At 27.7% G+C, this 13596-nt stretch carries 10 protein-coding genes; 1 reads left to right on the top strand and 9 read right to left on the bottom strand.

All coding sequences use genetic code 11. The annotated features are described in order from the left end of the window. Positions 1–20: 20 nt before the first annotated feature. Entirely contained in the window at positions 21–260 is a 240-nt protein-coding gene (locus tag L8X28_RS00055; RefSeq protein ID WP_257906301.1) for a SelT/SelW/SelH family (seleno)protein, read from the bottom strand. Positions 261–363: 103 nt separating this feature from the next. Here L8X28_RS00055 and dnaE point away from each other — a divergent pair, with 103 nt between their 5' ends. Next, a complete protein-coding gene (gene dnaE / locus L8X28_RS00050) occupies positions 364–3957 on the top strand; it encodes a DNA polymerase III subunit alpha (RefSeq protein ID WP_263665160.1) in 3594 nt (1197 codons plus the stop codon). Between the two features lie 234 nt (positions 3958–4191). On the opposite strand, the gene L8X28_RS08340 is transcribed toward dnaE, so the two are convergent. The 8 genes from L8X28_RS08340 to L8X28_RS00005 all read right to left on the bottom strand — a co-directional run bounded on the left by L8X28_RS08340 (position 4192) and on the right by L8X28_RS00005 (position 13448). Further along, a complete protein-coding gene (locus L8X28_RS08340) occupies positions 4192–7101 on the bottom strand; it encodes a BspA family leucine-rich repeat surface protein (RefSeq protein WP_318529618.1) in 2910 nt (969 codons plus the stop codon). 10 nt (positions 7102–7111) lie between these two features. Then, entirely contained in the window at positions 7112–8137 is a 1026-nt protein-coding gene (locus L8X28_RS00035; protein ID WP_263665159.1) for a putative toxin, read from the bottom strand. 87 nt (positions 8138–8224) lie between these two features. Beyond that, positions 8225–8449 carry a hypothetical protein gene (locus L8X28_RS00030; protein WP_263665158.1) on the bottom strand — a complete coding sequence of 75 codons (225 nt, stop codon included), beginning with the start codon at positions 8447–8449 and terminating at the stop codon, positions 8225–8227. Positions 8450–8484: 35 nt separating this feature from the next. After that, positions 8485–8751, bottom strand: a complete 267-nt coding sequence (locus L8X28_RS00025; RefSeq protein WP_263665157.1) for a hypothetical protein — start codon at positions 8749–8751, stop codon at positions 8485–8487. Further along, a complete protein-coding gene (locus tag L8X28_RS00020) occupies positions 8723–9064 on the bottom strand; it encodes a hypothetical protein (protein ID WP_263665156.1) in 342 nt (113 codons plus the stop codon). Before L8X28_RS00020 ends, L8X28_RS00025 begins: the two co-directional genes overlap by 29 nt. A 109-nt stretch (positions 9065–9173) precedes the next feature. Then, positions 9174–9329 carry a hypothetical protein gene (locus tag L8X28_RS00015; protein WP_263665155.1) on the bottom strand — a complete coding sequence of 52 codons (156 nt, stop codon included), beginning with the start codon at positions 9327–9329 and terminating at the stop codon, positions 9174–9176. Positions 9330–9357: 28 nt separating this feature from the next. Further along, positions 9358–9651: a hypothetical protein gene (locus L8X28_RS00010; protein ID WP_263665154.1), complete on the bottom strand. Its 294-nt coding sequence runs from the start codon at positions 9649–9651 to the stop codon at positions 9358–9360. Between the two features lie 56 nt (positions 9652–9707). Further along, positions 9708–13448 (bottom strand): hypothetical protein, encoded by a 3741-nt coding sequence (locus tag L8X28_RS00005; RefSeq protein WP_263665153.1) that lies wholly within the window; start codon positions 13446–13448, stop codon positions 9708–9710. Between the last annotated feature and the right edge of the window lie 148 nt (positions 13449–13596).

Here is a 13596-nt window from a genome sequence, read left to right as displayed (position 1 = left end):
CTCGCTAATGAGGGTTTAGCTTATATTTGTTTCATAAGCTTGGTAATTTCACCCTCATGAGGAAATCTATCTACTTCACAATTAAACAAGTCTTTTTTAGAGTAAATGATTTTACCATCTACTTCTACTATAAAATGACCACCACCTTTTTCTATGGTAGAAATTTGCGCATCTTTGAATTCATTTTGTATTTCTTCTGCAACCCTTGCAGCTTGTGGTTTGTAATTTCAAAGATTACAATAATAAATTTTTACTTCCATTTTTTACTCCTTTTTTGAAAGTAAGCTATTATACATTTTTTATGCTTGTAAGTTTTAAATTTAAGGTTTTTTTTTATAATAATAAAAAAATACAAGGAAAAATATGAGCCAATTTACACATTTGCATTTACATACAGAATATTCTTTACTTGATGGAGCAAATAAACTCAAAGAGCTAGCTAAAACGCTAAAAGCACAAGGTGCAACAAGTGTTGCTATGACTGATCATGGAAATATGTTTGGTGCTATTGATTTTTATAAAACAATGAGAGCTGAAGGAATTAAGCCTATTATAGGGCTTGAAGCATATTTACATAATCACGATGATTTAAGTGATAAAAGCTCAAGACAGCGTTTCCATCTTTGTTTATTTGCTAAAAATGAAATTGGTTATAAAAATTTGATGTATTTGAGCTCGCAAAGTTATATACATGGCTTGTATTATTACCCAAGGATTAATAAAAAGCTTTTAGAGGCTCATAGTGAGGGTTTGATTTGCTCTTCTGCGTGTTTGCAAGGTGAGGTTAATTGGCATTTAAATACCAAGAATGAAAGAAATATAAAATTTGGCGCAAAGGGTTATGAGGGTGCAAAAGAAGCAGCTTTATGGTATAAAAAGGTTTTTGGAGATGATTTTTACCTTGAAATTATGCGTCATGGTATTGATGATCAAAAATTTATCGATGATTCTATCATCAAACTTGCTAAAGAGCTTGATATAAAAATTATTGCAACTAATGATACGCATTACACTTTTAAAGAAAGAGCAGCTGCTCATGAAGTATTTATGTGTATAGCCATGGGGGTTAAGCTTGATGATCCAGGGCGTTTAAGACATGAGGTGCATGAGTTTTATGTAAAAACACCAGAGCAAATGAGCGAGCTTTTTGCTGATATTCCTGAAGCCATTGAAAATACTCAAGAAATAGCTAATAAATGCAATTTAGAATTAAAACTAGGCGATCCAACCCCACCAAATTTTAAATTTACCCGTGAATATGCAAAAAAATATAGTTTAAATCTAGCACAAGAAGATCAAGAATTTAGCTTTGATAATGATGATATAGTTTTTGAGTATCTTTGTAAAAAAGGCTTAGAAGAAAGACTTCAATTTATCGATGAGAGTAAGCACCAAGAGTATAAAGATAGGCTTGATTTAGAAATTAGTATTATTAAAAATATGAAATTTTCAGGTTATATGTTAATCGTTCATGATTTTATCGCCGCAGCTAAGGAAAAAGATATACCAGTTGGCCCAGGGCGTGGGAGTGCAGCGGGGAGTTTAGTTTCGTATTGTTTGAAAATTACAGATTTAGATCCTATACCTTATAATCTTCTTTTTGAGAGATTTTTAAATCCTGAGCGTGTATCAATGCCCGATATTGATGTGGATTTTTGTCAAGATAGAAGAGGGGAAGTGATTGATTATGTGATCGATAAATATGGAGCTGAAAAGGTTGCACAAGTCATTACCTTTGGTAAGCTTTTAGCAAAGGGGGTAATCCGTGATGTAGCTAGGGTTTGTGATATGAGCATACCTGATGCAGATGCTTTGGCAAAATTAGTTCCTGAAGAGCTAAAAATTACTTTAGAAAAAGCTTATGAGCAAGAACCAAAAATAGCTGAATTTGTAAATTCTCATCCAAAGGGGCGTCAAGTTTGGGATTTTGCTAAGGCACTAGAGGGTTTAAATAGAAATGCAGGTATGCACGCGGCCGGAGTTGTGATATCTAATGAAGCTTTGTGGAATAAAGCTCCGCTTTTTAGACAAAGCAAAAATGATGAGCGTCATTTGGTAACCCAGTATTCTAAAGAATATCTTGAAGATGTAGATTTAATCAAATTTGACTTTTTGGGTTTAAAAACTCTTACAGTAATTGATAATGCGATTAAGCTAGTAAAAAAGCGCTATGGTAAAGATGTAATTTGGGAAAAGATTGATATGAATGATCCTAAGGTTTATAAAACCATACAAAGTGGTAATACCTTGGGTATTTTTCAAATAGAATCAGGCGGTATGCAAAGTTTGAATGCTAGGTTAAAGCCTGAAAGATTTGAAGATTTAATCGCGGTTTTGGCTTTATATAGACCAGGACCACTTGATAGTGGGATGGTGGATGATTTTATCGATATCAAACATGGTAGAAAGGCTGCTACTTATGCATTTGAAGATTTAAAACCTATACTTGAAAACACTTATGGGGTTATAGTTTATCAAGAGCAGGTTATGCAAATAGTACAAAAAATTGGTGGTTTTTCTTTGGGTGGAGCTGATAATGTACGCCGTGCTATGGGTAAGAAAAAAAGAGAAATTTTGGATAATCTTAAAGCAGAGTATTTAGAAGGCGCTAAAAAACAAGGCTATGATGAGAAAAAGGCTGATGATTTGTTTGAGCTTATTTTGAAATTTGCTGAATATGGTTTTAATAAATCTCACTCGGCTGCCTATGCGCTTATAACCTTTCAAACAGCGTATTTAAAAACTTATTATCCAAGTGAATTTATGGCTGCGCTTTTAACAAGTGAAGAAAGCAATGTGGATAAGGTCGCAAAATACATTGAAGAGATGAAAAGAATGAATATCAAGCTTTTGCCGCCAAATATCAATAAAGCTCAAAGAGAATTTAGTGCAACTAAGCTCGAAGATGGTTCTGAAGCTATTATTTATGGGCTTGGAGCGATTAAGAGTGTGGGAATTCCTGCGATAGAAAATATCATGACTATTCGCAAGGAAGAGGGCTTTAGTGATTTTGATGATTTTATAAGCTCTATTGATCCTACTAAGATTAATAAAAAAACTATAGAAAATTTAGCTAAATCAGGTGCTTTTGATGAGTTTGGCTATACTAGAAAATGCTTGGTGGATAATCTTGAGCTTATTTCAGAAACAAGTAGAAAAATAGCTGAAGTTAAAAGAAATTCTACTGCTTCTCTTTTTGGAGAAGAAGAAATAGCAGCAGATATCAAAGTAGGGCTTCACGATAGCAAAGTAGAATTTGAGTTAATAGAAAAACTAGGCTATGAAAAAGAAATCTTAGGAATTTATGTATCAGGTCATCCTTTAGATAAATTTGCAAGTCAAATAGAAGGTATAGAATATTTTAAAAGTATGGATTTTGAAACACTCAAAGGCGAGGGTGAGCTTTTGGTTGTAGGAAAGATTGAAGATTTTAAATCAATGATGAGTAAAAGTGGTAAAAGATATGCTAAGGCTGTGGTTTTAGATTTTTATTCTTCTTTTGATATGATTATTTTTGAAACTCAAGTAGAAAAAGTTGAAACACTTTTTAAAGAAAGCAAAGATGAAGCCTTTGCCTTTTTACTAAGATATAAAAACAATGACAATGACTTAAGCTTTAGTTTAAATGAAATTTACACTCTAGAAGAAGCAAAAGAAAATGAGCTAAAATCTTTTAGTAAGAAAAAAAGCTTTGTAAAAAAAGAAAACAAAGAAGAATTTACACAAGATCCTATGAAATTTGAAGAAAATATCATAGAACTTGACATTAATAAGCTTAGTAAAGATATGGTGTATGAAATTTATGATCTAGCTAATACAAGACATAATCCAAAAGATGCTAATAATAAAAAGCTTGTGTTAAAAGTACTTGATATGGGTAGCTGCTTGCTTTATCATACAAATTTTGTTCTCTCGCAAGAAGCTATGGATGTGATAGCTCAAAAATGTAAAACTTAAGTATTTAAATAAAAATAGGTTTGAATTTTATATGAGATTTTATATATGCAAATTTAAGTTGATAAAATTCAATGCCATTTTAAAAAATCACAAGGTTATCCTATAAAATGTCTCAAAAAAGGTTTTTATATATTTTTTAGTTAAAAATTTAATTATTTTTTAGTAAGACAGAATTTTTAAGATAACTAAAATATATATAAAAAACCATTTTTGTTTGTCAAATATAATATATATTTATTTTTTAAAAATTTTCAATATTTCTTGTTTATATTCGCTTAATTTTAAAATTTCATAAAAATCTTTATCATAAAAAGTTCCAAGCTTTTGTATATCTACATTATGACTTGCAAATTCTATTAAAATGTCTTTTATTGGGTATTCTTTACCATCAAGGTCTAATCTATCCTTAAAATTATCTAAAAAAATAAGCAACGCAGGGGCTTTTACTCCAGTATGATATTCTATAATAGAATCTGCACGCAATAAATTATGTCTTAAAAGCTGTAAAAATCTTGATACTCTTCCCTTTGCTTCATAAGCGAGCATTTTCTGAATCGGCGCTAAGTAATACCTTCCTACTATATTTAGATCATATGGTATATTTTTTAAATCTATTTTTAATCCATGTTTAAAAAGTAAATAAATAAGATCGCTATGCACAAACATAACTAGTAGTTTTTCATCAAGCATCTCTTTAGGGTAACGCTTTATTAATTCTTGAAAGAAAAAATCAAGTGTTTCATCATCTGCATCGCAAAATCTTATATTAGGCGTTTGATTAAGTCTAATATTTTCAAAAAATGTAGTATTGATTTTACTATCAAGATTATCCAAGATAAACTCTAAAATATTTTTGTTTTCTGTGCTCAACTTATGTTCTAATGCAACAGATAAACCAAATTTGTTTTCTTTAGTAATTACTACTTTATAGCCTAATGTTCTAAGAAATTTAGCATATTCTAGTTTATCAAAACGCAAACAAGTATGCATCACTTCATCACTAATAGGAATATGAAAGCCTTGAGATTTTGCATTTTTTACAAGAGTACTAAAAAAATCCTCATCTGGCATTGCATTGCTTATCGTTCCTTTTGGTACATAAAAACAAAGCTGAGTGATATGTTTGTATTGTTCATTTTGCAAAGGAATTATTTTTTCTAAAATAATCTTAGCCTGCTTATAATCATGCGCCTTAACAAGCTTACATAATAATTCATAGCTTGGATTATCCATATCAAATACTGCTTTATACCATGAAGGTGGATTATTTTGTAAAGAGCAGTCACTAAATATATTGTTTGATTGTTCTACTAATTCGCTTGGTAGATTCCATTCGCTTAAATCGCAGTCAAAAGATTTTGCTCCATGAAACATAGAATTGATATTTTCAGCTTTTTTTGGTTTCCATTTAGATAAATCACTTTTAAAAGACTCACAATCACAAAACATCTCTTCAAAATCTTTTACATTTGTAACTTTCCACTTGCTTAAGTCCGCATTAAAATCTTTTAATCCTTTAAAAAGTCCATTCATGTATTTGATTTGGCTCACATCCCAAGACTCTATCCCGCTAAAATCTTTCCTATTTGTATGCAAATGAATGATTTCCATAGAATAACTAGCAAAAAGTTGATTTAGGTCTTTTATGTAACTTAAATCAATTTGCCCTAAAGATATAAATTCCATCTCTACTAATATTTTTAATTCAAAAAGATTAAATGGAATGTAGCAAAGATTTGGATGTTTTGGTTTAAATTTACCTTTTTTATCATAAAAAGCACAACTGTGCAAAGCAGATTCTATGCTTTTACCCTTTATAATATCTTCTAAAATCTTTTTTAGCTCATAAAGACTACTTTTTTTGAGTTCTTTCCTTACACACCCGCTATAATCTTTATAACCATCATCATTATAATCAATGCAAATAAATTCACTAAATTCTATATAAATACCATCTCCTATATTTTTACCTTTGTTAGAATCTACTACAACTTTATCGATTAACTCATTTATAGCATCATCACATATTTTTAAAATGTCTTTGTCGATGCTTTTAATAGCGTCATTTTGTAATAAATTTAAAGCTTTTAAAACTTTAAAATTTTGCACAGCATCTATAAGCTCTTTAGGAGTTTTTCCTAAAATTATTGTAGTTTCTTGTGTTGAAACTTTATTTACATCTTTTTTTTCTCCATTCTCCTTGGCTTTTTTTATAGCATCGTTTAAAAGTTTGGAGCATTCATCACGATATTTACCTAATAAGTCAAAATCAGTTTTTCCATTAATTTCACAATGAGAAGAATCATATGCTGGTAAATTATATTTTTTTCTAATTTGCTCTGAAGTCATTGCTCCTGCATCTTTTAAAAGCTTTTTATTTCTAGATCCTTTTGCATTATCTAAAGGAGTTCTTGGGGTAGCAAAATTCACATTAGCTCCAAGTTCGATTAAAAGCTTTGTAACCTTATAAGTTTCAGGTTCGCTTACAGCTTCAAATAAAAGAGTTTCATTGTATTCACTCTCTTGAATAAGTCGGGTTTGCATATCTACATTAGCCCCTCCTTTAATAGCTAGTTCTAATAATTCATAATTATTTTGCATAACCCAAAAATGCATAGGAGTCCAACCAAAGTCATCTTTATGCACTTCAAATTTAGCTCCACGATTGACTAGATATTGTATGATTTGAGAATTTGGGTTTTTAGTGCCTAGTATATATGCGTAGATTAGAGCTTTTTTATAAATAATGCTATTTCCTTCTACTTTTTTCATTAAAATATATTTTTCATTAGCTTCTTTGATATGTTTCATGTCGGGAAAAGCAAAATTATATTTAGGATCTTTTAAACTTAAACCATACTCATCAAATAAATAATCTAAAATAGAAAAATCATTATTATTTTCTTCACAAGCAAATGCGGCCCTTAATAAGCTTGCTGCTGGATCAAATAAAGATAGCTCATAATCTTCATTATTATGATGGTATGTAAAATGCGCCTCATAAAAGCTTTCTTTTATGGGATAATCTTTTAAAAGATTTTTAACATTTTCCAAGTCATTATTACTAATAAAATCAAATAACTGTTTTTGAATTTGCATTTTTTCTTCAAAACTCATAGCTTTGATATCTTCTAATGTTTTCATTGTTTTTCCTTTAGTTTTTTTGTATTTGTTTGTTTTTGTTTAATTCTTCTTCTATATGAACAGGGTCATTTAAATTTAATCTTTTTATTACTATTTTATTAGGTGCTGCTCCTTTGATATGGTGTAGATATATTTCTTTAAATATTGTCTTTATGCTTCTGTGAGCATGTCTGTGGTAGATAAAACCACTTCTTGATCCTTTATGGTTTTTATTGTCTTTATTAAATATCTCTAGATTAGTTATATTATCTATTAATTTTGTGTAATGATTGCATAAAAATAAATAATCAAGCTCATATTCTCTAGCAAGTTTTAACTCAAAGCTTATTTGTTCTGTTAAAGCTTGATCTTGAACATTTTTAACCTCTACTAAAGTAGGGTAATCATTTAGCGTTACTAAAAAATCAGGTATGGTGCGATTAAAACCTTTAGTATTAAAATTAGTATCTAGTTTTCTTTGATTGCTTAAATAGCGTGTGGATCTTTTCCCAAAAAGTAAAGAAGTGACATATTCTCCCGTATCTCCTATGAGTTTGGGTGAAATTTTTTTCTTGCTATTTTTTAATTTTTTGCATTTTTCAACTTCTTTTCTTTGCTTTTTCTCTAAATCTTCCTTAGTTTTTTTAGAAATTCCATCTGCTTTTTTAATGGTTTCAAGCTTATGTTGTGCGCTTTTTAAAAGCTCTTCTATTTGTTTTTCTTTACCACCATAAGAAGCAAAGCTTTGCTCATTTTCAAGCATACTTTTAAATTCCTTAGGGCTTTGTAAAGCAAAATGACTTGGATGTTCCACATTGGCTATTTTTCTTTGAAAAGTAAGGGTTTTTTGTTTGATATTGCTTAATTCTGAAATGACAAAGCTACTATTTAAAATAGGCACAGGATCAAAACTAGATTCTCCTTCATTGCGGATTAGTCTGGGTATAAGACACCATTTACAATTATACTGACCCTTAACAGAATTTTCATAAAATTCCTCTAAAAAATCTTTTGTTACTATTGCCACACCATTTTCTATCGGGATTTTTTTATGCACTTGTTTATATTATCCTTACTTGTATAAACATCATAAAATACATCGTATTCATAATTTTTTCTTTTATATTCTTTAGCAGGTAAAGCATCAATCTTTTAATTTATCAAATTCTTCATTGATTTTTTGTATATATTCTAAAGAATTACTTTTATTGATGCGATATTCATCTTTTTTTGTTTTTTGGTTTTTATTCTTGTTTTCTTCTCCCATCATATGTTCTTCTTTAGGCAAATAAAAGGCAAGAGAATAATCACTGATGATATCTACACTTTCAAATTCTTTGATTTTAAATTTCACATCATTAAATTTCAATGAAAAATCCTTTTTTGTTCTTTACCTTATTAATCTTATTTTTTATCCTTTCTTCTTTCTTCATACATTTTAATTTGTTCTGGTTCTTCTAAGCTTGTATCGATATTGTATTCTTCAACCAATTCCTCCCAAGTCTTAGCTCCTGCTTTTTTGAAGATTTTTATGTTTTTGCTTATATCATAGGTGTTAGCTCTATCTAATGGAGTAGCAGGATCATAATATTCAATTTTCCCATCTTCAATATCACTTATACAACAATTAGCCGCATTTACATCAGCTCCATATTTGATTAGCACTTCCACACAAGCTCCTATAGGTTTTTCCTGTATTAGTAAAGCTAAATTCACTTTCTGTTTTAATAGCTCTCATATTAGGATTTGCTCCTAGTTTTAAAGCTTCTTCTAAATACTTCACTTCTTCGCCGCATAATATCCATTCATGTAAAGGAGTGCTGCCGCTTTCTTCATTATAAGTTTCAAATGTGCATCCTTTTTTAAAAAAATACTCTATTACTTCTTTATTTTTTCCATCTCTATCAATATACCTACTAAGTACATTGTATCCAAAGCACACTTCATTGGCTTTAAGTCCTAAATTTTCAAAATACTCCATCATTTCAAAACTTTTACTTTTATCATAAGCAAGTCCTGCACAAGCTAAAGTGATAGCAGTATCTATAATAGCTCTTTTGTTTTCACTATCCCAATAAGGTGTATAGCATTTTTCAAAAAAATATTTCAGGCACAGGATAATCTTTTAAAAATTCTTTAACTTCTTCAAGTTTGTTAGCCTCTACAAGATCATAAAATTCTAAACATAAGTTTTTTACATATTTATCTACATCTTCTTCTAAAGATAATATTTCTTCTAATGTTTTCATTGTTTTTCCTTTCTTTGTAAATTGGGTTTTAATCTTTAACAAGTGATTTTAGTATTTTATAAATCTCACTTAAATCATCATGATAAAGCACATTTTTAATAAACCAATCCTCAAATTCATCCTCATCTGCTTCATCATAAGGTATACCAGTATCTTCTTCAAAAGCAACTTCATAGTTTTCTGGATCTAAATTATCATACGCACCCTCCATAAAATCATCAATATGATTTTTTACGATCTTTAAAACTTCTTTGTTAGGTTTTGTATCTAAAAATGCTTTGAAATCATCTAAGCTTTCTAAAATATCGGTATTAAAATCCATAATTTTTCCTGTGTTGTTGGTTTTCAATTTTTTAGTGTTTTTATTTTTTCCTTTCTTTATTTAATCCAAGTGTTATTAATCCAAACTATTTCATCAATTTGTTCAGCATAAGTGGCAAATCGTAATTTAAAATTCCTAGGATTGTTTTTATTGAAAAATTTCTTAAAGAGTGGATTTGTTTCTATAAAGTCAAAGATTTTTTCACATCTTATTTGTTGCTCTTCATAGTTGATTTCTAGATTTTCCATATCATCTACTTCTTTCAAATTTGCATATTTAATAAATTCTCCATTGTTATCATTGCTTGAGTAAGATTTGTTTTGCTCAAGATACTCATCATATGATAGACTAAAAGTTATCGTTAAAACCCATCTACTTAGATTTTCATCTTTAAAAAAAGTGTAAAAATCTTTCTCAAATTTGAAACAAATATAATATTCATCTATAAATGGTCTATTGTGTGAAATATCAATATCTATAAAAAAATCTACACAATCTTTATCTGTATTTTCTAAAAAATTCACTGGTGTTAGGCAAATTTTTTTAAATTCATTATAAATTTTTAGAGCATTTAAACCATCAAAAGGTTTTAATGTATCATAAAATTCTTTAGCCATTTTGATGCTTTGCAATGAAATAAAATTTTCATTTGTTTGTTTAATGTTTTGTAATTTTTCTAGTTGTATTTGTTCTTGTATATAAAATGTTTCTAGTCCAAATTTTTCATAAGGACTTCGTGAGTAAAATTTAACTTCCTTTACACTTAGTGGAAAATGTTTATTTATAAAAGAGCTCATGCATGTAAAATTATCTTCTAAATTTGATTGATACATATCTATACAAAACATAATATAAAGTATATTATTTTTTTCACATATAAAAAGATTATTGTAAGAATTTTTATAAGAATAAACATAGTCAAAGAATTTTTTATCAAAATTAGATTTAAATTCTATATTTTCGTCAATGTTAAAATCCTCTTCTTCGCTTCTATCTATATAGGATATAATGATCTTTTTTAAATCATTTTTAAAATATTTTAAAAAACAATTACATTGAAAAAAATCAAAACTACCTATGTATTTATCAACTTTAGTATAGTTGTCTTCCAAATAGCAACAACCTTGATAAAAAATAGAATTTAAAGCTATTCCTCCATTGCCATTTTGTCTAAAATTTAAATCAAAAAGTAAAGGAAGAGAGTTTTGGTTAAACTGCTCTTTTTCTATAAAATCTAAAATATATTCTTCCTCTGTGGTATCTCCAAACATAATAGCTGATTTTAAATTTTTATTCTCTTCATTTTCTAGTATGAAAATTTGCAAATTATTATCTAAATCTAATTTAAAATCAAAATTTGCTTTTAAATTTAATATTTTCAAAGCTTTACTTAAGGAGTTAAAGCACTCATCGTCATTTTGGATAAATATAATATTTTTAATTTCTTCTGTTTTTAGATAATTTGCTAATTCTTTTAAATTTATCATTCGTCTGTATGTTAATCCATAGGTTATATTAGCTTTTAAGGCATAGCAATATTCTTTGTGTTTAATGATATTTAAGAAATTTAATATATTATCTAAATCAAAAAGAGATTCTCCTAGCATTAAATAATCAAATATTTCTTCTGCTTGACTTTCTATGCTATTGTTTGGTTTAATTTGTGTAAAACCTAGTAAGCGTATTTTTGGTTCTTGAAATTCTTTATTTGCTTTTAAAAAACCTATGGAGTTTTCATTAATGTATTGTCTATCATATACAAAAATTTCACCATCAGTATGCTGCCAATCTTTAAAATCATAATTTTGTAAAAATTCTTCTTTTTCATACGAAGATAAATCTTTTATTTGACTTAAAATATCTAAAATTTGATTTAAAGCTATAAAATTTGTATTTTTATTTAAAAATTCTTGAAAATTTGTGATTTTATTTAAATTTTTTAATTGAATTTTGATATGGTCTTTTGTGTAGTATATTTGATTTTCGTAATAATTTAAATTTTGATTAAAATTTTCAAGATTTAATTTATGCATTAAGGTATAAAATTCTTTCAAGGTTTGTAGCTTTTTTAGGTGTTTTTGAGTGATACTTACTCCACATTTTAATAAAGTCTTGAAAAAATTTTGATCTATTTTTAAGGCAAAATTTTGTTTTTGCTCATTTTCTAAATTACAATAAAAATCGTATTCTTTAGTACTAAAAATAGGTTCAAAAACACAAATATTTATATTTTTCAAAGTTTTTTTACTAACACTTTTTTGCATTAAAATTTCGATAAAATCATTGTGAATTAAATCGTGTATTTTGCTTTGTTCTAAAACATCATCTAATGCTAAAAAATTACCACAAAGTTTTTGGATAATTTTATTAAATAAAGAATTGATAGTATTTATGTGAAAATTTGTAATATTTACATTTTCACCTAAATTTAAAATTTCTTTTATGTATTTTTCTTCAATAGAATTTAAATTTATAGTATATTCGTGTTTTTGTGAAGGAGCTAACTCTTCTAAGATCTGTTTAGAAAAATCATTTCTTTTTTTAATTTTGTAAGCTTTTATGGCATTAAAATTAAATTTTTTCGCTCTTATGAGTTCTTGGTCTTTATTTTTTATCTCTTCATCATTTAAGTTTGCATCAATTCTTTCATAAGCTAAAAGTTTTGGAGGACTATAGGTATAATCTAACATAAAAAGTTCTATACATTCTTCTTTTTGCCACTCATCATATAAACATTCAATATCATCAAGTTGGTTAATACGCTCTTTTCCTTGTGTTACTTGAGATATTTGCAAAGCTATGTTTATTTTGTTAAAAATTATATAGTTAGGTAAAGATTCTATAAAATTATTTATTTCTTCGTCTTCTAATTTGTAATTTTGATTATTTTGATTATAAATTTCGCAAAGCTGTGCTTGTAAAGAATAATAAAAATTTTGCATTATCATACTTTTTTGAGCTTGCTTGAATGTCACTTTTGCACCAGCTTTTATTAAATTGAAAAAATATTCTTTAGAATTGACGTTATTAAAAGATTTAGATTGTATAAAACCTATTTGATTTTTTGTTTCTTCTTCAAGTAAAGGTTTAATTATACATGTGAAAATATCATCATCTAATTTATGATTGATAAATATATCAGTATATTTTAAAAGCTCAATCTCCAAAGCATCATCGATAAAATCTTGTGCTTTTTTTGTATCACTTAAAGAGAGTTTTTCAAATTCTTCTTGAGTGATATCTAAGACATCTCTTAAGGCTTTTTGTATAATTTTTTCTTGATAATTTTTTAAAGCTTTTTGCTCTGAATCCATTTTGCCACTTTGTTCAAATTCATCTTCATAATAATCTCTCATAGCATTTATTTGTTTTGCAAATTCAAACATATCTTGTGCATTGATTTTTAAAGATTTTGCATCTAAAGTTTGAGGAATATTAAAACAACTAAATTGATCCATGAAATCTTGCATTTTAGGTGTATAGTTTTCTTCGGTTACGTCTTTGGTTTTATTTGTTGTTTCATTATCTGTTTGAGTTTGGCGGTAAAGATTAAAAAAATCATCTAGAATAAAATTTGCAATTATCTCAAAGGCAGATTCTGTTATTATGATATTTTTACCATTTTCATAAATCCAAGTAAATTTACCTCCACTTACGATAAAATTATTTTCTTGAATTTTTTCTACTTTAAAAATACTATTTTCCATTATTTTTAAAAAAGTATCAAAAAAGTTTTGATTTTTCAAATTTAATTCATAATAAAATATTTTATCTTTTTTTGTCAATGTGTAATTCAACATAAACCTTTTATAGAAGTTTTTTTGTAAATGGTATATTTTAGCTAGTATAAGTTTAAAACTAAAGCAAATGGTGCCCGAGGTCGGACTCGAACCGACACAAGGTTGCCCTTACCAGATTTTGAGCCTAATGCGTTTTGTTATCATA

This window comes from Campylobacter sp. CNRCH_2016_0050h (assembly GCF_025772605.1).
GTDB lineage: Bacteria > Campylobacterota > Campylobacteria > Campylobacterales > Campylobacteraceae > Campylobacter_D > Campylobacter_D lari_D.
This window is presented reverse-complemented; position numbering and strand designations above follow the sequence as displayed.

Excerpts from the sequence above, each read along its gene's own strand:
- dnaE (WP_263665160.1), top strand. The coding sequence starts at position 364 with ATGAGCCAATTTACACATTTGCATTTACATACAGAATATTCTTTACTT.
- L8X28_RS08340 (WP_318529618.1), bottom strand. The coding sequence starts at position 7,101 with ATGAAAACATTAGAAGATATCAAAGCTATGAGTTTTGAAGAAAAAATG.
- L8X28_RS00020 (WP_263665156.1), bottom strand. The coding sequence starts at position 9,064 with ATGATGGAGTATTTTGAAAATTTAGGACTTAAAGCCAATGAAGTGTGC.
- L8X28_RS00015 (WP_263665155.1), bottom strand. The coding sequence starts at position 9,329 with ATGAAAACATTAGAAGAAATATTATCTTTAGAAGAAGATGTAGATAAA.
- L8X28_RS00010 (WP_263665154.1), bottom strand. The coding sequence starts at position 9,651 with ATGGATTTTAATACCGATATTTTAGAAAGCTTAGATGATTTCAAAGCA.